The sequence below is a fragment of the Paraliobacillus sp. JSM ZJ581 genome (genome assembly GCF_044383835.1).
GTDB lineage: Bacteria > Bacillota > Bacilli > Bacillales > Amphibacillaceae > Paraliobacillus.
The window spans coordinates 21,750-42,086 of sequence record NZ_JBISEP010000014.1 but is presented as its reverse complement, the minus strand read 5'-3'; the positions used below and the strand labels follow the sequence as shown (position 1 = coordinate 42,086).

The 20,337-nt window shown below is 33.8% G+C and carries 21 protein-coding genes; 18 read left to right on the top strand and 3 right to left on the bottom strand.

The window, feature by feature from the left end:
• Positions 1-14: 14 nt before the first annotated feature.
• Both ACH6CY_RS09330 and ACH6CY_RS09325 read right to left on the bottom strand, forming a co-directional pair.
• Positions 15-323: an ArsR/SmtB family transcription factor gene (locus ACH6CY_RS09330; protein WP_374067067.1), complete on the bottom strand. Its 309-nt coding sequence runs from the start codon at positions 321-323 to the stop codon at positions 15-17.
• Positions 324-339: 16 nt separating this feature from the next.
• A complete protein-coding gene (locus ACH6CY_RS09325) occupies positions 340-1,242 on the bottom strand; it encodes a cation diffusion facilitator family transporter (protein ID WP_374067066.1) in 903 nt (300 codons plus the stop codon).
• A 151-nt stretch (positions 1,243-1,393) separates the two neighbouring features.
• Between ACH6CY_RS09325 and ACH6CY_RS09320 the strand changes: the two genes are divergently transcribed.
• The 12 genes from ACH6CY_RS09320 to map all read left to right on the top strand — a co-directional run bounded on the left by ACH6CY_RS09320 (position 1,394) and on the right by map (position 14,302).
• Entirely contained in the window at positions 1,394-2,890 is a 1,497-nt protein-coding gene (locus ACH6CY_RS09320) for a spore germination protein (protein ID WP_374067065.1), read from the top strand.
• Between the two features lie 14 nt (positions 2,891-2,904).
• Positions 2,905-4,104, top strand: coding sequence for a Ger(x)C family spore germination protein (locus ACH6CY_RS09315; RefSeq protein ID WP_374067064.1), 1,200 nt, complete (start codon positions 2,905-2,907; stop codon positions 4,102-4,104).
• A gap of 254 nt (positions 4,105-4,358) precedes the next feature.
• A complete protein-coding gene (locus ACH6CY_RS09310) occupies positions 4,359-5,453 on the top strand; it encodes a GerAB/ArcD/ProY family transporter (RefSeq protein WP_374067063.1) in 1,095 nt (364 codons plus the stop codon).
• 373 nt (positions 5,454-5,826) lie between these two features.
• A complete protein-coding gene (locus ACH6CY_RS09305; protein WP_374067062.1) occupies positions 5,827-7,617 on the top strand; it encodes a diguanylate cyclase in 1,791 nt (596 codons plus the stop codon).
• A gap of 345 nt (positions 7,618-7,962) precedes the next feature.
• A complete protein-coding gene (gene qoxA / locus ACH6CY_RS09300) occupies positions 7,963-8,898 on the top strand; it encodes a cytochrome aa3 quinol oxidase subunit II (protein WP_374067061.1) in 936 nt (311 codons plus the stop codon).
• Positions 8,899-8,927: 29 nt separating this feature from the next.
• Entirely contained in the window at positions 8,928-10,871 is a 1,944-nt protein-coding gene (gene qoxB, locus ACH6CY_RS09295) for a cytochrome aa3 quinol oxidase subunit I (protein WP_374067060.1), read from the top strand.
• Positions 10,871-11,467, top strand: coding sequence for a cytochrome aa3 quinol oxidase subunit III (qoxC, locus tag ACH6CY_RS09290; RefSeq protein ID WP_374067059.1), 597 nt, complete (start codon positions 10,871-10,873; stop codon positions 11,465-11,467). The genes qoxB and qoxC overlap by 1 nt, the downstream gene beginning before the upstream one ends.
• A 1-nt stretch (position 11,468) precedes the next feature.
• On the top strand, positions 11,469-11,762 hold the full coding sequence (gene qoxD / locus ACH6CY_RS09285; protein ID WP_374067058.1) for a cytochrome aa3 quinol oxidase subunit IV: 294 nt from the start codon (positions 11,469-11,471) through the stop codon (positions 11,760-11,762).
• Positions 11,763-12,278: 516 nt separating this feature from the next.
• Positions 12,279-13,037, top strand: a complete 759-nt coding sequence (locus ACH6CY_RS09280; RefSeq protein ID WP_374067057.1) for a (S)-benzoin forming benzil reductase — start codon at positions 12,279-12,281, stop codon at positions 13,035-13,037.
• A gap of 172 nt (positions 13,038-13,209) precedes the next feature.
• Entirely contained in the window at positions 13,210-13,308 is a 99-nt protein-coding gene (locus ACH6CY_RS09275) for a YjcZ family sporulation protein (RefSeq protein WP_079709084.1), read from the top strand.
• A gap of 11 nt (positions 13,309-13,319) precedes the next feature.
• Positions 13,320-13,445 (top strand): hypothetical protein, encoded by a 126-nt coding sequence (locus ACH6CY_RS09270; protein ID WP_374067056.1) that lies wholly within the window; start codon positions 13,320-13,322, stop codon positions 13,443-13,445.
• A 101-nt stretch (positions 13,446-13,546) separates the two neighbouring features.
• Entirely contained in the window at positions 13,547-14,302 is a 756-nt protein-coding gene (gene map / locus ACH6CY_RS09265) for a type I methionyl aminopeptidase (RefSeq protein WP_374067055.1), read from the top strand.
• A gap of 197 nt (positions 14,303-14,499) precedes the next feature.
• On the opposite strand, the gene ACH6CY_RS09260 is transcribed toward map, so the two are convergent.
• Complete coding sequence (locus ACH6CY_RS09260; protein WP_374067054.1) at positions 14,500-15,378, bottom strand: cation diffusion facilitator family transporter; 879 nt, start codon at positions 15,376-15,378, stop codon at positions 14,500-14,502.
• Between the two features lie 219 nt (positions 15,379-15,597).
• Between ACH6CY_RS09260 and ACH6CY_RS09255 the strand changes: the two genes are divergently transcribed.
• The 6 genes from ACH6CY_RS09255 to ACH6CY_RS09230 all read left to right on the top strand — a co-directional run bounded on the left by ACH6CY_RS09255 (position 15,598) and on the right by ACH6CY_RS09230 (position 20,316).
• The gene (locus ACH6CY_RS09255; protein ID WP_374067053.1) at positions 15,598-16,821 is read left to right on the top strand and encodes an MFS transporter; all 1,224 of its coding nucleotides are present in this window, start codon (positions 15,598-15,600) and stop codon (positions 16,819-16,821) included.
• Positions 16,822-16,945: 124 nt separating this feature from the next.
• On the top strand, positions 16,946-17,191 hold the full coding sequence (locus tag ACH6CY_RS09250; RefSeq protein ID WP_374067052.1) for an IDEAL domain-containing protein: 246 nt from the start codon (positions 16,946-16,948) through the stop codon (positions 17,189-17,191).
• 162 nt (positions 17,192-17,353) lie between these two features.
• A complete protein-coding gene (locus ACH6CY_RS09245) occupies positions 17,354-18,190 on the top strand; it encodes a M15 family metallopeptidase (RefSeq protein WP_374067051.1) in 837 nt (278 codons plus the stop codon).
• A 110-nt stretch (positions 18,191-18,300) separates the two neighbouring features.
• A complete protein-coding gene (gene fumC / locus ACH6CY_RS09240; RefSeq protein ID WP_374067050.1) occupies positions 18,301-19,692 on the top strand; it encodes a class II fumarate hydratase in 1,392 nt (463 codons plus the stop codon).
• Between the two features lie 76 nt (positions 19,693-19,768).
• Entirely contained in the window at positions 19,769-19,969 is a 201-nt protein-coding gene (locus tag ACH6CY_RS09235; protein WP_374067049.1) for an alpha/beta-type small acid-soluble spore protein, read from the top strand.
• A gap of 92 nt (positions 19,970-20,061) precedes the next feature.
• Positions 20,062-20,316 carry a hypothetical protein gene (locus tag ACH6CY_RS09230; RefSeq protein WP_374067048.1) on the top strand — a complete coding sequence of 85 codons (255 nt, stop codon included), beginning with the start codon at positions 20,062-20,064 and terminating at the stop codon, positions 20,314-20,316.
• Positions 20,317-20,337 lie beyond the last annotated feature (21 nt).

The following is a 20,337-nucleotide window of genomic DNA, read 5'->3' as shown; positions in this document are numbered from 1 at the left end:
TAAATGAGTAATGTTTAATGGTGTCTTGCGTGATGAATGGTTTGCTGAAGCATGTTAATAACATGTTCGTCATCATGAGAATAAAATAATGTTTTTCCATCACGTCTATACTTCACTAATCGTAATTGTTTTAGGAACCGTAATTGGTGTGAAACATTTGATTGCTTTAGTTCTAAGCAATTAGATATTTCTGTAACAGAACATTCTTTTTCAAACAATAAATGTAGGATTCGAATCCTTGTAGGGTCAGAAAGAGCTTTAAATGTTTGCGATACTAGAAATAAAGTTTCTTCATCAATTGGTTGATAAGTATGTTTCTCCATTTTTTATTCTCCTTTTTTAATTACAACAATTTTCATGATCGGCGATATTCGTTCCTTCCCCTTCAATTTGAATCGTAGTATGTTTTAAATCGAACTGTTTGTGCAGTACGATTGATGCTTCTTGTAACAAATTGTCTCGGTCAATATTTTTCTTTACAATTAAATGACAGCTTAATGCAGGGAAATCTGATGTAATCGACCATACGTGCAAGTCGTGTACTTGTAGGACACCATCTAATGAAACTAACTGTTGCTCTACTTTTTCTATATTAATATTATCAGGTTTTCCTTCCATTAAAACGTGAATAGAGTCTTTAGTAATACGCCAACCACTTCCCAAGATTAGTATAGAAACAATAACACTAGCAATGGGGTCAGCAATATTCCAATCGAATAGCAGAATTAAAATACCAGCAACAATTGCACCGACCGAACCTAATAAATCACCCAACACATGCAATAATGCACTCCGTAAGTTTAAATTATCTTTTGTATCTCCACGCATAAGGATCCATGCAACTAAGACATTGACTAATAATCCAATAATGGCAATAATCATCATCATACCATTGACAGTCGGAGGTTCTAAAAATCGGTGATAAGCTTCCCAGAAAATATAAAGAGAGATGACAAGCAATGTCAATCCATTGATAAAAGCGGCTAATATTTCAAAGCGTCTATACCCATATGTTTTCGCTGCTGAAGCAGCTTTTTCTCCAAATGTAAATGCAAGTAAACTTAATCCCAATGCTGCTGCGTCACTCAGCATATGTCCTGCATCAGACAGCAAAGCAAGACTGTTCGTAAGTAATCCACCTATCACTTCAACAACCATAAAACCTGCAATCAGAAGAAAGCTTAGAAATAAGGCTTTTTTATTTGCCTGATGCGTATGATGATGCCCATGATCGTGTCCCATTCTTCATCACTCCAATTCATATGTTCATGTATTCATGTTATCATATGTTTTTTTATTTATCAATGCGATTATATAAAAGAATAAAATAAGTTATTTTGTGTAAACTATTCCTTACAGTCTTTTAATAATTATTTTCTTAAGGATGTTTAGGATGCCACCTTTTTATAGAACGAATAATAAGAAAATAGATCAGGCTCTATCTACTAGTGCTAAGCAAAATCAAAAATTAATTATGAATAAACTAGGGGAAAGTGCAGATATAACAAACAAAACAGTTTATTCAGGTCAAAATAATCCAATAACTATTACTTTTATGTATATCAATGGTTTAGTTGATCAACAAATTATTCAAAATGTCATTTTAGAAACATTAATGATTGATATGGATGAACAAGTAGAACAATTAACGGTTAAAAAATCACAAGATCCACAAATATTGTACCAAGAGTTTCGGTTAATTGCTGAAGAGGTAGAATCAGTAGAAGATATGACACGTTCTGTTTTAAATGGAGATACACTCTTGTTTCTAGATGGAAAAACAAGCGGATTTACAATTAACACGAAAGGAGATCAAACGAGTAGAGGTGTTGAACAAACGACGACGCAACAAGTTGTACGTGGACCAAAGGATGCTTTTACTGAATCCATTGACACCAACATCGCATTGGTACGTAAAAGAATTAAAGATTCGAATTTATGGTCAACAAAGAAGATAATTGGCACAAAAACTGAAACAAATGTTGTTTATATGTATTTAAACGGTGTAGTTAGTCCGGGATTAGTAAAAGAGGTGGATGAGAGACTTTCTAAAATTTCTGTGGATTCTATTTTGGAAAGTGGGAATATTGAAGAGTTCATACAAGATGAAACATACTCTCCGTTTCCCACTGTATATAATACAGAACGACCTGATGCTATTGCTGCAGGTATATTGGAAGGCAGAATTGCTATTTTTGTAGATGGAACACCAAATGTGTTACTAGTACCAGTGTTGTTAAAGCATTTTCTACAATCACCAGAAGATTATTATCAACGTAGTGATGTTGCTACCTTGCTAAGATTGTTGAGGTCTCTTGCATTATTCTTATCATTACTTACACCATCGATTTATATTGCTTTAACAACATTTCATCAAGAAATGATACCTACGACATTATTAATTAGTTTGGCAGCACAGCGTGAAGGTATTCCTTTTCCTGCATTTGGTGAAGCTGTTCTTATGGAAATAACTTTTGAATTGCTTCGAGAAGCAGGAATTCGTTTGCCGACAACGGTAGGATCTGCCATCTCTATTGTGGGAGCTTTAGTTTTAGGACAAGCCACTGTCGAAGCAGGGATTGTATCTGCAATGATGGTTATTGTTGTATCGTTAACAGCGATCTCCAGCTTTGTTTTTCCAAGCTATAATTTTGGTATTTCGATCCGTATGCTACGATTTATTTTTATGATTCTAGCAGCTTCCTTTGGATTATTTGGCATATTCATTGGTGTAATCCTTTTAGTAATGCATTTGGTTAGTTTACGCTCATTCGGGGTTTCCTATTTGGCACCTATTGCTCCATTTAATCAAGAAGATCAAAAAGATACTTTATTCCGGTCACCTATATGGAAGAAAAATCCTAAAATTAAGCGGAGATCATCGAATTGAAGAGGTATGGAAAAATGAGGAAAATTTCACTATTTTTGTTTCTATTGCTCCTATTGTTTTTACTAACTGGTTGTTGGAGTTCCCGTGAATTAACGGATATCACCATTGCTACGACATTAGGGATCGATAAAATAGAAGATGAATTTCAAGTGACCTTGCAAGTACTTAATCCAAATGAAATAGCCGGTGGTGCAAATGTTACTACACAATCACCAGTTAGTAATTATTCAGAAACCGGTAAAACGGTTTTTGAAGCATTGCGAGAGTTAACTAAAGTAACACCTAGAAAATTATTTTTTAGTCATTTACGTCTTGTCGTTTATGGTGAAGAGGTTGCAAAAGAAGGAATAGTCGATTCACTTGATGTCTTAGTACGAGATCACGAATTGCGTACTGATTTTATGGTGATTATTGCGAAGGGAAGCACAGCCAAAACTTTAATGAAAGCATTTACTCCATTAGAAAAGATACCAGCTAATAAAATTATTGGCAGTCTTGAATCAACCCATGACTTTTTTGGATTAGGTAAATTAGAGCACATAGATGAGTTAATAAGTAGCATTATAAGTAAGAGTAAGGATTCCGTTTTAACCGGTGTTTATGTGAAGGGCGATTTGGATGAAGGTACAAAATTACAAAATGTAGAAAAAATCTCACCGGATGCACTGGTTTATATTGATAATCTGGGGATTTTTAAAAATGATCAATTAATCGGTTGGTTTAATGAGGAGGAAAGTAGAGGGTTTAATTATATTACAGATGAGGTCAAGAACTCACTAGAGTCGGTTGATATGAAAGATGGAACATTAACAGTTGAAATAAAGAAAAGCAATGCGTCTTTTAAACTTAAAAATAAACAGGAGATACAAGTGAATATATCAAGTGAAGTTAGCGTTGCTGATATAGATACAAGTTTTAAAATAGAAAATCAATCTGATGTAAAGCAAATAGAAGAGTTAGTTGCTTCGAAAATCGAACAGCTTTGTCAGTTAAGTATAAATAGAGCAAAAGAAATGGGTACAGATGTATTTGGTTTTGGCGAATATATTGAGCATTTTAATCATGAAAAATGGAAAGAATGGGAAGGAGATTGGACAGAACATTTTATTGAGATGCCCGTAAAAGTTAATGCGAATGTTGATTTGAAAAATTCAGGTGTGATTAAAAAGCCTTTTTATTACAAGATAGAGAAAAATCGAAAAGAGGAGCAATAGTTATTATGATTTATATGGGTGTTTTTTCAATAGCTTTATTTTGCTTTGAATATAAACGCATTAAGCGTACTAAGAAAATAAAAGATTTATTTATATTTTCAATAACGATGATCATTTTCATGCCGCTAATTACATTGCAAGTTGGTCAAGTGTTACACTTTAGAATTGTTGACGCATATATTTGGGCTATGGAACCAATATCCAAACCATTTGTACATTTGTTTAAGCAATAGCTTATAGTGGAGGTAGAAATGATGATTGAAAAAATCAGTCTAAAACAATTTGCGATTCTTTCTTTTATGAATATCATAGGAACATCCATTATATTTATACCAACGGTTGCGGCGAATTTTGGTAAACAAGACGCTTGGATTATCGTATTAATTGCTACAGTTATCGGTTTTTTTGTTATTAGTCTATATAGTGTATTGTCTTTAAAAAGTAACGGAAAAAGTTTTTTTGAACTTTTAAATAGGACATGTGGAAAATGGTTTGGTTCTATTATTATTATTATTTTCATTAGCTATATATTTTTAAATATTATTGCTAATTTATGGACGATAAGTCAATTTATCGCTGCTCAAATATTAGTTGGCACTCCCTCAGGGGTTATTATTTTCATTATTTTATTTACTACAGTAATAGCGGTTCGCAGTGGTTTGGAAGTGATTACACGAACGATGGAAGTTTTTTTTCCTTTCATTGTGTTAAGTTTAGTATTGCTGTGTGTATTTGTACTACCAGAAATAAAGGCTGAAAATATCTTTCCTGTTTTCCAAACAGATAAATCGAAGCTTTTCATAGGTGGAATTTCAATTCTTTCTTTTACCTTTTTAGAATTAGTCATTCTTCTCGGTGTTATGGATCAAGTGAATCATACAGAAAAAATTAAAAAGTATTTTTTAATTGGTACACTATCCGGTAGTTTAATTATTATGATTGTTACATTGCTTTGTATTATGGTTTTAGGTGTCGATGCAACTTCGGACTATACCTATCCAATCTATGTACTTGGTCAAAAAATTAATATAGCAACAATTATTCAACGAATTGAAGGAATCGCTGCATTTATTTGGTTTTTCACTAACTTTTTTAAAATTTGTACCTCTTATTATGTATTATTAAGGGGAATGCAACATGTACTTAAAATGAAGGATTATAAAGTTTGGACCATACCAGTAGCATATTTAATATTTTCCGGTGCATATAATGGATATAGAAATGCATATTTTGATTTTGATCATACGACATATGTTCCAATTACAATTATTGCTGGCGTGATTCTACCAATTCTTATATTGTTAGCAACAATAATTAAAAAAAATAATGGACAATCAAATAAAACGTAACAATACCCATTTGTTAAATTATGGTAATTACCTATCTGATGAATCATCACATTAAAAAATTGACTTAAATGTTTCTCCATGTTTAGCTTCTATGATACAGCAGAAAGCAGGATAAATCTATTGTTTGTATAACATGGAATTGTCAACTGAAGAAAAGAAGAAATGAAGGGTAATGGGTCATGCTCTCGATTAAAAGACATAAACGATTAGAAGAAGCGCTGCAACAAAAACTTGAGAGAAAAAAGATTATGAACTAGAAATAAAATGTACTAAAATAAATAATAAATGATATAATTGTGATATATAAGCCATAGGTCTAAAGTCTTATTAAAAGATATGTAGCACATCACAGAAAAGTTGAGGTGATGAAGCCATGAGCAAAATAAAACTAATAGATTTATACACCTTTTCTATTCATGTAGCTGGCTTTATACTGTTTTTTATGTATGGGACGTTATCATTTGATTTATTAAATAACTGGTTATTAGCTTTTGCCATGATTGGAGTAGCGATATTATTAATAAAATATAATATACAGGTACCACCATATAACAATTCCATAGCACTAGATTCAATAATTTATTTAGGTGGTATGTTTGTTTTTGGTTTAGAAATGACTTTAGGTATATTGTTTTATACTAATATGATTAATGCTTTTGTTGATAGAAAGACAAAAAAACGAGTACACCTATTTAATTTTAATATGTATATTTTAATTTTAACTGTAGCCAATGCTATGTTAGTTATTTCTAGTGACCAATTATCGGTAAATGAATATATTCCCTATTTTTTGTCTTTGATAACTTATTTTATTGCAAACACATTATTAATTGGTGTGTATTTTTGGTTGGTGAAACAAGGGAAATTATTAAATGCTTTAAAAAGTCTTATGAAAGGTACAGTTGAAAGCTATGCTAGTACAATGCTTCTTTCCATTGTACTTAGTTTCATGTTAGCAAGAGAACCATATCTTGGTTTAGCAACTGTTGCTCTATTATCCATGCTTCTCTCTCACGCCTTTAAGCGACATTATAACCTGTACCAATCGATAAAAAACAAAGCAACCCGGGATCATTTAACCGGTTTATACAATCATGGTTACTTTAAAGAAAAATTAAACAATTATTTTGAAGAAAAGGTTAATTGGGATAAGCCAATGAGCTTGGTTATGTTAGATGTTGATGATTTTAAAATATTTAATGATACTAACGGACATATGCAAGGTGATAAAGTTCTTGAAATATTCGGTAAAAAGTTAGCTGGTTTTTGCAAAGATAAACAATATACTGTTGCAAGGTATGGAGGGGAAGAATTTGTTATCCTAATGCCAAACACAAATGAAACAGAAGCTGCACGTTTGATGGAGCAATTTCGTATAGATATCAACCGTACATACATTGATGGTGTTGAAAAATTACCACAGGGGTGTTTGTCCTTTTCAGCAGGTGTGTCAGAATGGAAGCAACCAATGAATGAATCAAGTGAATTATTATCTTATGCAGACCAAGCGATGTACGATGCAAAAAAACAGGGAAAAAATAATATACGTATATATAGACAAGGATGCGCTCCTTTGCTACATGCGGATTCTTTGGATGATTTAGAACAACAATTAAAAGTAACTATACCAAAAGATATATATACATATCGGCATAGTAAACGTGTCTTTAAATTAGCTATAGAGTTTGGTAATTTTTTAAATCTATCTGAACGTGACAGAAGTGTACTTATTCTTGGTGCATTAATCCATGATATCGGGAAGGTTGAAATTCCACGTAAAATCATACGGAAAATCGGTAAACTAACCCAAGCTGAATGGGAATTAGTAAAACAACACGTCACCTGGGGGAAAGACATTGTTGCAATTGACTCTCGAAATCAAGCAGTGCTGCCACTCGTAGAATTTCATCATGAGCGATATGATGGAAAGGGATACCCAAGAGGACTTGTAGGACAGCATATTCCTAAATTAGCTAGAATTTTATCTGTAATTGATTCTTTTGATGCAATGACAACAGAAAGACCATATCAAAAAATGAAGACGTATAAAGAGGCGATTATTGAATTAGAGGCTTGTGCAGGAACACAGTTCGATCCATATTATGTAAATTCCTTCGTTGAATATTTAGAGAGAAATGATATAATTTTTCAACAAGAAAAGTAATAAATTTTGTTGCAGATTACATTTTCAATAATAAAATCTGTACCTTTGAAAATCCGAATTCCAATATAAGTTAATTAATAATAAATAACCCCATCAACTATAAAGCTATGAGAGAATATCATGCTAAAAACATCCAATATAAGGATGTTTTTGTTTTGTGCTCAGCTAATTGTGAAGTTTTTGTGACATTTGTGTTTTTTCTAATACTTCTTTCATAATAGTTGTTAGAATGTATTTATTATAAGTTAGTATTTACACTTTACATACATTTAAGTATAATAACTTTTGTTGTCGGTAGAGTGATAGTATGATAGTAATAGGTTGAAAGAGAAAGGAGAGAATGAAATGAAGCGTGTTCGTTCTATAATGAAACTTTTTATTTTATTCGTGGCAACATTAGCTTTGACTGCCTGCGAGCCTTTAACGGTTTTTGATCCGCAGGGACCAGTCGCACGTAACTTATCTGATCTAATTATTTTTTCAATTATTTTTATGGCGATTATTGTAATAACGGTATTTATATTATTTGGCGTTATTGTCTGGAAGTATCGTGAAAGAGAGGACAATAAAGATTATGAACCACCGTATGAAGAAGGAAGTAGGGCATTGGAAATAACTTGGTTCTTAATTCCAGTTATTATTGTCATTGCACTAACAATTCCTACAGTTATTACAATATCAGATGTAGAAGATGTGCCTGAGGGCTATGAAGATCAAGAGCCTTTAGTTATTCATGTGACTTCTGCTGATTGGAAGTGGATATTCAGTTATCCAGAACAAGATATTGAAACAGTAAACTACATTAATATACCTGCAAATCGTCCGATTCATTTTAAAATGACATCAGCTGGTACGATGCAGTCATTTTGGATTCCTTCACTTGGTGGACAAAAGTATACGATGGCAAATATGGAGACCCAACTGTTTTTAGTGGCAGATCGAGAAGGGGAATATATTGGACGTAATACAAGTTTTAATGGTGAAGGTTATGCACATATGGATTTTGAAGTAGTTGCTCAATCTGCGAGTGGATTCAATGAATGGGTAGAGGAAGTAAAGGATACTGCAAATGACTTAACAGAAGATCAATATGAAGAAATACTTGCTCCTACAGTTATTGGAAGACAAACATACAATGGAACGCACTTACAATGGATTGACCATGCTCATGGCGGTTCTGATAAATATATCGATCCAGATGCATACGATGGTCATTTAATTGATAGTAAGGAAGTAGATGATGATTCGGTAACTGATAGTGATTCAAAAGACAAAGAATAGATGATTTTTCATTCGGAGGTGAAGAAATAATGCGTTTAGACGAATTTTTCGTTACAGGTGATCCTTTAATTTTGGCATCACAAATTGCGATTGGTTTAACAATGGTCGGATTAGTTGTATTAATTACTTATTTGAAAAAGTGGAAATGGTTGTGGAATGAATGGTTTACAACGGTTGATCACAAGAAAATAGGTATGATGTATATTATTTCAGGTGTATTAATGTTCTTCCGTGGTGGGGTAGATGGTTTAATGATGAAAGCTCAAACCTCTCGACCCAATATGGAGTTTCTAGATGCCCAACATTATGACGAAGTATTTACGACACATGGCATTGTTATGATTCTCTTTATGGCGATGCCGATGTTAATAGGTATTATTAATGTGGTTATGCCACTTCAAATTGGTGCACGTGACGTTGCATTTCCGAAACTTAATGCATTAAGTTTTTGGACGTTTTTCGTTGGTGCGATGCTATTCAATATTTCATTTGTTATCGGGGGTTCACCAGATGCGGGTTGGACATCTTACTTCCCGTTAGCAGGTAAAGAATTCTCTCCTGATGTAGGGAACAACTATTATGCAATCGCATTACAAATTGCAGGGATTGGGACATTAGCTTCAGGTATTAACTTTATTGTTACTATTCTTAAAATGCGCGCTCCAGGTATGAAATTATTGAAGATGCCAATGTTCTCTTGGACAACATTAGTAACATCTGTACTAATCGTTGCAGCATTCCCAATTTTTACTGTAGCTTTAGCATTTATGACATTAGATCGTATTTTCGGGGCTCACTTCTTTACAGTAGCTGGTGGCGGTGATCCAATGCTTTGGATAAACCTGTTCTGGCTATGGGGTCATCCAGAAGTGTATATTGTTATTTTACCGGCATTCGGTATGTTTTCTGAAGTGATTGCTACCTTCTCTCGAAAAAATTTATTCGGCTATGTTGCTATGGTTGTTTCGATTGTAGCGATTGCATTTCTAAGTATGCTTGTATGGGTTCACCATTTCTATACAATGGGGAACAGTGCAGCAGTAAACTCTGTATTTTCAATTACAACAATGATGATTGCTATACCAACCGGTGTAAAGATATTTAATTGGCTGTTTACTATGCGGAAAGGGCGAATTAAATTTTCAAATGCGATGCTTTGGGCTTTAGCCTTTATACCAAACTTCACCATTGGTGGTGTAACTGGAGTAATGCTGGCAATGGCAGCGGCCGACTATCAATATCATAATACGATGTTCTTAGTTGCTCACTTCCACTATACATTAATTCCAGGTGTTGTTTTTGCTGTGTTTGCCGGTTTGTATTACTGGTGGCCAAAAATGTTTGGTTTTAAATTAAATGAAAAAATCGGTAAATGGCACTTTTGGTTATTTGTAATTGGATTTAATCTGACATTTATGCCAATGTTTTTTGTAGGTTTAGACGGAATGACTCGTCGTATGTATACGTACTCTGAAAGCACTGGATGGGGAGGGTTATTAGGTATTTCAGCTGTAGGTGGACTTATTTTAGCGGCTGGTTTTGCGGCATTAGTTTATAATATTTATTGGAGTTTCCGATATGCTTCACGTGATATTGGTGGAGATCCTTGGAACGCTCGTACATTAGAATGGGCAACTGCCTCACCTGTTCAAGAATATAATTTTGCTGTTACACCTAAAGTAACCGACCATGATGAATTCTGGTTAATGAAAAAACAAGGACGAAACACGCTTAAAAAAGAAGATATTAAAGACATTCATATGCCAAGTAATTCAGGAATACCGATTATCTTTAGTGTAGCAATGGGTATCGTTGGTTTCTTCTTAGTATTCGAATGGATTACTTTAGCGACAATTTTCTCTATCGGTATTATTGGTGGTTTAATTGCCAATTCTTTTGATTACGATGACGGATACCATATTCCTGCCAAAAAAGTATGGGAAACAGAACGAAAGTGGAGAGGTGATCTATAATGGCATCACAAACATCAACACCATTAGAGTACAGTACAAAGCAAAATGAAATGAACATATTAGGCTTTTGGATTTTCTTGGGTGCTGAAATTGTGTTATTCTCCACTTTGTTTGCAACATATTTTGTTTTAGAACAAAGTTACGCTGGAGGACCTACACAAGGTGATTTATTTATTCTGAAGGATGTTTTAATTGAAACATTTTTACTTTTGACAAGTAGTTTCACAATGGGGTTAGCGATACATCAAATGCGTGATAACAACAAAAACGCTATGTTATTTTGGACAGTGCTAACTTTACTACTTGGATTGGGATTTTTATATTTTGAAATTAATGAATTTATACACTATGTTAATGAAGGACTTACCATGCAAACAAGTGCATTTGGTTCTGCATTCTTTACATTATTAGGTACGCACGGAGTACACGTAGCTCTAGGTATTGGTTGGGTTGTAGTGTTAATTATTCAGCTTCTACAACGTGGTATCACGGCTGTTACAGCGCGTAAATTTTTCATTGTTAGCTTGTACTGGCATTTCCTGGATGTTGTGTGGATTTTTATCTTTACCTTTGTGTATTTGAAAGGATTGATGTAAGATGATGAAACAATTTCCAATCAAGCATGTCGTAGGTTTTCTTTTATCCATTGCTTTAACTGTTTTTGCATTATTTATTGCGTTCCGAACAGACTTTACGATGAACGTTAAATTATGGATTATTGGTGCATTTGCAATTTTTCAAGCACTCGTCCAGTTAATCATGTTTATGCATATGACAGAAGGTAAAGCTAAAGTAGCTAATATTATTAACATTTCATATAGCATTTTCTTAGCAGTGGTTATCGTAGCAGGATCGATTTGGGTTTTGACTACTGGTCACGCTGCACACTAAAAAATAATAAATATAAAAGCTCTCTAGCATACTTACTTTTATTAGTATATTGCAAGAGAGCTTTTTAAATACAAATGTCAAGTAGTAAACTTTTTCATAATAGTCTTAGATGCAAACCCGTCTAACGACTGATGTTAATTCCTTCCGTCTGCTGTTAAAAAATATTGTTCCATTTCTTATACTTTATATATTGAATAAAGAAGGAGTGAGAGCAATGAATGTTTTTGAGATCGAACAAGTAATTATTGATAGACGACTGAAATGATACGGAAGGGAGAATTAGTAATATGACGATCTTAATTGATAAAAATAAATAAAAGCTATTTTCTAATTAACATATTAGAGAATAGCTTTTATTTATTTAGCAGAAAATGCATGCTATACTAAACTATATAGATTTAAATTTAAAGCGGATTAATGGTTGTAAAAAATGGTTAAAAAGTTAGCTCAATTATCAATAAAAACACAAATGAAATAAATAAGAACATATATAACATAATTGAAAGGAGAAACATAATGAAGTATGCAGTCATTACTGGTACATCTAAAGGCTTGGGTGCATCGATTGCAGTATTATTATTAAAACAAGGTGTGCATGTGATAGGTGTTTCACGTAACAAAGATAAAAAGTTAGAAAAAGTGGCTCAAGAAAATAATGTAACATATCAACATTATACATGTGATCTTGCTAACGTGGAAAAGATGGATAAAATTTTTTCGATTATTGCGAGCCAATTCATTCGAAAAAAAATATCTATGATTTATCTTATTCATAATGCTGGTACGGTTAATCCGATAAATACAGCGGAAAATTATATTCCAGAGGCTATTACTTCTCATGTACATGTAAATCTTATTGCTCCGATGATTGCGTCTAGCCTATTTTTAAACGTTGCAAAGACGTCCAATACACCTTTAATCAATGTGTTTGTTACATCAGGTGCTGCAAATCGATCGGTTTATGGATGGAGTGCCTATAGTGCAACAAAAGCAGGAATTAATCGATATGCTAAAACGATTGCATTGGAACAAGATATGTTAGAGACGAATAGTAAGGTAATGATCTTTGACCCAAGCATAATGGATACCGAAATGCAAACTGAAATTCGTTCTTCATCAAAAGAAGCTTTTCAGGATGTTGAGCAATTTCAACAGTATAAACAAGAAAATAAACTTAGAAGCACTAATACAGTGGCAAAAGTATTGATTGACATACTACTGGCACCTGAGAGGATAGAAAATGGTGGTTACTATAGCGTTAAAGATATTTTATAAAAATAATTAAATTGATACATGAATCGATCAGTAATGCGTGTAAATACTGGAATTATTACAATGGTTCACTAAACAGAATCACAAGGCATCTACCCATTTTTGTCATTTCCCCTCCCACTTCGCTAAAAGTGACATATCCTATAGTGAAATAAGTAAAGGAGGGAATTACAAGATGAGTGCAGGTTATAATTATGGTGCAGGCTTTGCGTTGATTGTTGTGTTATTCATCTTATTGATTATCATTGGTGCCTCTTGGGGTTACGGCTACTAGAAATCAAAAGCATGAAATTGTTTGAAGATAGAGAACGTATCACTTGCGTTCTCTATTTTTATGCGATTGATGTTGACATTATTTTAATAGAAGAAGAAAATGTAGTAATGGATAAAGTAAAAAGATTGTATACATAAGTTAACAAATTACTGATCCCCACTTATATTGATGTAGATGCCTTTTGTAGCCAGCTTTATTAAAATAAGATATAGTAAGAGAAGAAAGGAAGGATTTTGGAATGATTACACGAAAAAGTACACGAGAAATAGAAATGATGCGAAAAGCAGGGGAGCTATTAGCCTCTTGCCATAAAGAAATAGCAAAGCGAATTAAACCAGGTGTGACAACAGATCAAATTGACCAGTTTGTGGAAAAATTCTTAGCTGAGAATGGTGCAACACCAGAGCAAAAAGGGTATAACGGATATGAATATGCTACTTGCGCTTCGATTAATGATGAAATATGTCATGGTTTTCCACGCAATGAGCCGTTAAAACAGGGTGATATTGTTACGATTGATATGGTAGTCAACTTAAACGGAGGTTTAGCTGATTCTGCATGGACTTATGTAGTAGGTGAACCGGATGAAAAAACAGCACACTTATTAGACGTAACGAAAGAATCTTTATATAAAGGGATCGATCAAGCGAGAGTAGGTAATCGAATCGGAGATATTGGTCATGCGATACAACAATATGCTGAAGCAGAAGGATACTCTGTCGTACGTGATTTTACAGGGCATGGAATTGGACCGACTATTCACGAACCACCACATATTCCACACTATGGTTTACCAGGAAAAGGTGCTCGTTTAAAAGAAGGTATGGTTATTACAATTGAACCGATGTTAAACGAAGGTTCTTGGCACAGTAAAATGGATAGTAATAATTGGACGGCAAGAACAGTTGATGGTAAAAGATCCGCACAATTTGAACATACGGTCGTTATTACAAAGGATGATCCTCTTATTCTAACAGCGCAAGATGAATCATAATCGTGATATCTCGGCACACAATTAAAGATGTGTGCTGTTTTCTTAGTTTTTATAAGTGTTTGAAAAATTAAACAACTTTTAGTTTGGCGAAAAATGTTAAATAAGATAATATCCTTGTTCATGTTATATTAATTTTTTGAAAAAATTCCGTTTAGTAATAAAACATGATTAAAATGTTACATTGCTAAACGGTTTTTTTACTTTTTATCGCTAGGAAATGGTTCAATATGGATATGAGCATGTGGAACATTATGTTTTTTTGCTAATAAATTTTCTATTCGATCTGTAATATCATGGCTTTGCGCTACAGTTAATCGAGGTTCAACGTAAAGCGTAATTTCAACTAATGCTTGATTTCCGTGTAGACGCCCTTTGATATCTTTTACCTCTAATACTTCTTTATCTTGACTAATACTTCGCCTGATATCTCCTAAGGTATCTTCATCAAATCCATCTGTTAAGGTATGACTTGCATCACGGAAAATTTGCCAAGCTGTTTTACAAATAATGAATCCAACAACTAAACCAGCAATCGGATCTAGCCAAAATAAACCAAATTGTGCACCTGTTATGCCGATAAACGCTCCAATACTTACTAAAGCATCTGATTTATTATCTTGTGCTGCTGCATATAAGGAGCTACTGTTGATTTTTTGCGACAATTGCAAGTTATATCGATAAACACCATACATAACTAAAGAAGCAAATAAAGCGGTCCATCCTGTTAGCATAGTGGGTTGATTATAGTTTGAATAGAGAATCGTTTGAGCTGTCCCAATGATAACTTGTAAGCCGACGGAAATCATAATAAAGGCAGCTACGAGTGAAGCAATCATCTCCGCACGATAATGACCATAATGGTGATCGGAATCAGGAGGCTTTCTAGATATACGTAAGCCAATTAAAACTGCTATAGAAGCAATCACATCGGTTGTATTATTTAATCCATCTGCGCGTAAAGCTGAGGAATTCCCAAGTGAAGCAATGATTAATTTTAGAGCAGCTAAACATAGGTAAGCTATAATACTAATCCATGCTCCTTTTTCACCCTTTTTTAAATTGTTATATTCATTCATGGCTTTTCCTCCTATTTTAATAGCATTCTTAGCTTATCAAACAGATTATGGTTGAGTCTAGAGAAACAATACTTCGCCAAGGAACATCAATTGTAATATAGAAAGGATGTTTACTTTGTCAAACATTTCTATCCTGTCTATTTATGATAATGCAATACATTAATTTGAAAATTATAAACCATAATAGGGTAAAGCATCTTAGAAAGAAGGCGATAACAGTTGGGTAATCAGCTTAATCAAAAAGACAAAGCATTAAATGACAACAGATGGGCCATAATTTCTTTAGCTTCTATTCCTTTAATCATGACACTTGGTAATTCAATGTTAATTCCTGTATTACCATTAATGGAAAAGAAAATTAATATTTCAGCAATTCAGTCAAGCTACATTATAACTTTTTATTCTATTGTTGCTATTTTTCTAATTCCTGTAGCAGGATTTTTATCAGATCGTTATGGAAGAAAGATTGTCATTATACCGTCGTTACTCATTGCGGGAGTTGGCGGTTTTTTATCTGGTTATGCAGCTTGGAAAATGGAATCACCTTATCTATTTATATTATTAGGACGTGTTTTGCAAGGAATTGGCGTGTCGGGTACTGCACCTATTGTGTTACCTCTAGTAGGTGATATGTTTGAGAGTGATGAAGATATTAGTTCTACCTTAGGACTAATAGAAACATCCAATACATTAGGTAAAGTACTTAGTCCTATTTTTGGTGCTGCTTTAGCAAGTGTGATTTGGTTCCTGCCATTCTGGATGATTCCGATATGTTGTATATTGTCGGCAGTGTTGGTGTTTTTTCTAGTAAAAAACCCTAATAAAAAAGATCCTCCATTTTCGATTCAACGCTATTGGAAGAATACAAAAAACACGTTTCAAGAGCATGGAACATGGTTGTTTGCAGTATTTGTTATCGGTGCTAGTTTCATGTTTGTCTTATTTGGTGTTCTTTTTTATCTTTCGACAGTATTGGAAGATAGTTATCAGATTGAAGGAATTAAAAAAGGTTTTTATTTGGCTGTTCCACTTGCAGCGCTATGTTTATCATCCTATATGATGGGGAAAAAAATTGGTTCAAATATAAAAATGATGCGAACAGTTATAATTATTGGATTACTTATTTTGTGTAGCTCAACGATTGCAATCGGTGTTTCTACTTATTTTATTTATATCCTGTTTGTTTTTGTGATTGGAGGAATTGGTATTGGTATTGGACTACCTTGTTTAGACGCGATCATTACGCAGACAATTGAAAAAGATGTACGAGGAACAACGACTTGTTTATATAGTTCAGCAAGATATATTGGCGTTGCTCTCGGTCCTCCGGTAACAGCAGTATTGATGAAATATAATGTTTGGTGGATGGTATCTATATTTAGTTTTGTTGGTTTATTTGCTTTGTACTTTGCTATTAACAAAATACATCGAAGGGAAGGTTAATTGTTGTTTTTACTGTTTTACAAATAGAGATATGCACTAAATATTCAGAAAATGATATGCATAACTATTGCAATCAAGCTAAAAATCTAAGATAATAGAAAAAAGGAACAAGGAGGCGTGTTCCATGAAAAAACAAAAAGTCAATTATTATTTAATTAAGTATGCTGCACTAGAGAATGCATCGATTAAAGCAAAAAAGGAAGTTTCATTTGAAATTAAACTGGCATCACAATTACTTTTAGATGAATTAGTCTCAACACGGAACAAATTGCATTTAGAACAGCGTATTAATCAAGCGATTGACGATCGAGATGAAATTGCCTTTCTAGAATTAAGTAAACGTTATCAAGTTTATGCATATGAATTTTAATAAGTCATATCCCTTGTCGCTTAGGACAAGGGATTTTTTTGTTATATCAATATGCCATAAAAAAACATGTTATTTCCATTTATTTTTATCTCGTCAGCATGTAAAGTTATGTTATAGTGAAATGTAGGTAATAGGTAGAATGCAAAGTGAGAGGGTTTTAACATGAAGAAATATATCGTAATTTTGATATTTTTCATTGGAGCTTTTTTAACAGCTTGTCAACAAGAGAGTGATAATCTAGGTGAAAATGATCAATCCGAACAAAAGGGAAATACAGAGCAAACAATTGATGGGGAAGAGTCATCTGATGCTAATGAAAACAATGAAGATGGAACAAAAAAAAATGAAGGTGAACAAGCAGAAGAAACGAATAAGCACATCGCTAAAATAGAAGAAGAAACTGGCTTACATGTAGTTGATAATCCTGAAAGTAAATTAGTCTATGTCAATAAACAAAGACAGCTACCAGTAGGATATGTTCCACCTAATTTAACTGTACCAGATGTACCGCATTATGCGAGCGAAGGAGATCCAAAGCGACAATTACAAAAGGTAGCTGCAGATGCATTAGAAGATCTGTTTGCAACAGCTAAAAATAATCAGGTAGGATTGATCGCTGTTTCTGGTTACCGTTCTTATGAACGTCAGAAACAAATATATGAATATAATGTAGAGACAAAGGGAAAAGCCCATGCAGATAAATATTCAGCTATACCAGGTACAAGTGAACATCAAACAGGTCTATCAATGGATGTTGCATCTGCAACAGAAACATCAGCAACGTTGCTTGAACAAACCTTTAGTCAGACAGATGCAGGAACATGGTTAGCGGATCATGCCCATGATTTTGGGTTTATTATTCGTTATCCAAAAGGAAAAAGTAATATCACCGGCTATAGTTATGAGCCATGGCATATACGCTTTGTTGGTAAAGAGGTTGCAGAGACGATTTATCAAAAAGGCATCACATTAGAAGAACATTTTGGATATGATTATTAATTAGATTAGAATCTTTTCTCAATAATTTTGAGAAAGGATTTTTTCTAGTTTTATGAAAGAAAACAAGCTACAATAGATATAGATAAATCTTTTTTAAAGGAGTAGAATAGATGTCTTATCGAATAGAAAAAGACACACTTGGTAACATAAAAGTAGATGAATTAAAATATTGGGGTGCGCAAACACAGCGGAGTATAGAGAATTTTCCAATCGGCACAGAAACAATGCCAACAGAATTAATAGCCGCATTTGCAATCTTAAAACGAAGTGCAGCGGTGGTCAATCATCAATTTGATCAATTAGAGAAAGAAAAAATGTTAGCTATTCAATATGCAGCTGATAAAATTGTCGCTGGAACATTAACAGAACATTTTCCATTAGTGGTGTGGCAGACAGGTAGTGGTACACAGACAAATATGAATGTGAATGAAGTAATTGCGTATGTTGGTAATCAGTGGTTAGAATCACAGGGAAGTAAGGCAATGCTACATCCAAATGATGATGTCAATCAGTCACAAAGCTCCAACGATACGTTTCCTACAGCAATGCATATCGCAGCGGTAACGTCTATCGAGGAGTATTTATTCCCTTCCCTAGAAAAAATAAAGAAAACGTTACAGAAAAAAATAGATGATTTTGACCATATTATCAAAATAGGTAGAACACACCTACAAGATGCAACACCACTAACCTTTTCTCAAGAAATAAGTGGATGGCTAGAAATGATTGTTCAATCTGAAAAAATGATCCAAGATAGTTATCGTTATTTAAGAGACCTTGCGATCGGTGGAACTGCTGTTGGAACAGGTCTTAATGCACATGATGATTTTGGTGAGAGAGTTTGTCAACAAATTAGTCAGTATACAAATCGTTTATTTACGTCTGCTCCAAATAAATTCCATGCTTTGACGAGCCATGATGCGATTGTGCATACCCACGGTGCTTTAAAAGGCCTAGCTGCAAATATGATGAAGATTGCAAATGATATTCGTTGGTTAGCAAGTGGTCCCCGTGCAGGGATTGGTGAGATTACTATCCCAGTTAATGAGCCTGGTTCATCAATTATGCCAGGTAAAGTAAATCCTACTCAAACAGAAGCCATGACGATGGTAGCTGCACAAGTGATGGGAAATGATGCAACAATCGGTATTTCAGCCAGTCAGGGTAATTTCCAATTAAATGTATATAAACCTGTCATTATTTATAATTTTCTGCAATCCATTCAATTGCTAGCGGATAGCATAGCATCATTTGATCAAAGATGCATGGAAGGTATTCAACCAAATCAAACGAAAATGAGTCAGTATCTCGAAAATTCACTTATGCTTGTTACAGCTCTTAATCCCCATATTGGATATGAAAAAGCTGCAACCATTGCAAAAAAAGCTTATGAAGAGAATCTTACATTAAAACAAGCAGCAGTATCACTAAATTTATTAAGTGAACAAGAATATGATCACTTGGTCAACCCAAATCATATGACTGGTCCAACGGATAATTAAGGGCTATTTTCCATGCATTTAAATGATAGTTTTTAATTTTTTGCTCACACTAAGGTTTGTAGGAGGTGAGTAAAAGATGGCAGATCAAAATCGATCAAATCAGTTACTAGTTCCTGGTATTGAACAAGCTTTAGATCAAATGAAATATGAAATTGCACAAGAATTCGGTGTTTCTCTTGGTGCAGGAGAAACAGCGCGAGCTAATGGCTCTGTAGGTGGCGAAATCACGAAACGCTTAGTTAAACAAGCTGAACAACAGTTCGGTTCACAACAATAATAAATAAGATGGCTTAAGGAGGCACCACCTATCGTGTGCCTCTTTTTTGATACATGTACTCATGTGTGTCATATGAATGGAGGTAAAACAGGATGTATGTGTGTTTGGTTTGTAATGGTATGGAAGTAATTAAACGAAATTGTACGCATTGTGATAATAAGATGGTAGATGAAGGTAGAGTAATTAATCAATTTGATGACTATGCACCTTATATGGATGATGAAACGACGAAATTGGTCGATGGTGATATTTATTCCAAACATAAACATCTTTGTCTTCATCTTCTGAAATGCTCCACTTGTGATTATTACTTACAGGCTGCAGTAGAGGAAAAATATATCACATAAAAAAAGAAGCGGAGGGGAGCC

What these genes read in the sequence shown, in the direction of transcription:
- ACH6CY_RS09330 (WP_374067067.1), bottom strand. Translation starts at nt 323, where the DNA reads ATGGAGAAACATACTTATCAACCAATTGATGAAGAAACTTTATTTCTA.
- ACH6CY_RS09325 (WP_374067066.1), bottom strand. Translation starts at nt 1,242, where the DNA reads ATGGGACACGATCATGGGCATCATCATACGCATCAGGCAAATAAAAAA.
- ACH6CY_RS09320 (WP_374067065.1), top strand. Translation starts at nt 1,394, where the DNA reads ATGCCACCTTTTTATAGAACGAATAATAAGAAAATAGATCAGGCTCTA.
- ACH6CY_RS09315 (WP_374067064.1), top strand. Translation starts at nt 2,905, where the DNA reads ATGAGGAAAATTTCACTATTTTTGTTTCTATTGCTCCTATTGTTTTTA.
- ACH6CY_RS09310 (WP_374067063.1), top strand. Translation starts at nt 4,359, where the DNA reads ATGATTGAAAAAATCAGTCTAAAACAATTTGCGATTCTTTCTTTTATG.
- ACH6CY_RS09305 (WP_374067062.1), top strand. Translation starts at nt 5,827, where the DNA reads ATGAGCAAAATAAAACTAATAGATTTATACACCTTTTCTATTCATGTA.
- qoxA (WP_374067061.1), top strand. Translation starts at nt 7,963, where the DNA reads ATGAAGCGTGTTCGTTCTATAATGAAACTTTTTATTTTATTCGTGGCA.
- qoxB (WP_374067060.1), top strand. Translation starts at nt 8,928, where the DNA reads ATGCGTTTAGACGAATTTTTCGTTACAGGTGATCCTTTAATTTTGGCA.
- qoxC (WP_374067059.1), top strand. Translation starts at nt 10,871, where the DNA reads ATGGCATCACAAACATCAACACCATTAGAGTACAGTACAAAGCAAAAT.
- qoxD (WP_374067058.1), top strand. Translation starts at nt 11,469, where the DNA reads ATGATGAAACAATTTCCAATCAAGCATGTCGTAGGTTTTCTTTTATCC.
- ACH6CY_RS09280 (WP_374067057.1), top strand. Translation starts at nt 12,279, where the DNA reads ATGAAGTATGCAGTCATTACTGGTACATCTAAAGGCTTGGGTGCATCG.
- ACH6CY_RS09275 (WP_079709084.1), top strand. Translation starts at nt 13,210, where the DNA reads ATGAGTGCAGGTTATAATTATGGTGCAGGCTTTGCGTTGATTGTTGTG.
- ACH6CY_RS09270 (WP_374067056.1), top strand. Translation starts at nt 13,320, where the DNA reads ATGAAATTGTTTGAAGATAGAGAACGTATCACTTGCGTTCTCTATTTT.
- map (WP_374067055.1), top strand. Translation starts at nt 13,547, where the DNA reads ATGATTACACGAAAAAGTACACGAGAAATAGAAATGATGCGAAAAGCA.
- ACH6CY_RS09260 (WP_374067054.1), bottom strand. Translation starts at nt 15,378, where the DNA reads ATGAATGAATATAACAATTTAAAAAAGGGTGAAAAAGGAGCATGGATT.
- ACH6CY_RS09250 (WP_374067052.1), top strand. Translation starts at nt 16,946, where the DNA reads ATGAAAAAACAAAAAGTCAATTATTATTTAATTAAGTATGCTGCACTA.
- ACH6CY_RS09245 (WP_374067051.1), top strand. Translation starts at nt 17,354, where the DNA reads ATGAAGAAATATATCGTAATTTTGATATTTTTCATTGGAGCTTTTTTA.
- fumC (WP_374067050.1), top strand. Translation starts at nt 18,301, where the DNA reads ATGTCTTATCGAATAGAAAAAGACACACTTGGTAACATAAAAGTAGAT.
- ACH6CY_RS09235 (WP_374067049.1), top strand. Translation starts at nt 19,769, where the DNA reads ATGGCAGATCAAAATCGATCAAATCAGTTACTAGTTCCTGGTATTGAA.
- ACH6CY_RS09230 (WP_374067048.1), top strand. Translation starts at nt 20,062, where the DNA reads ATGTATGTGTGTTTGGTTTGTAATGGTATGGAAGTAATTAAACGAAAT.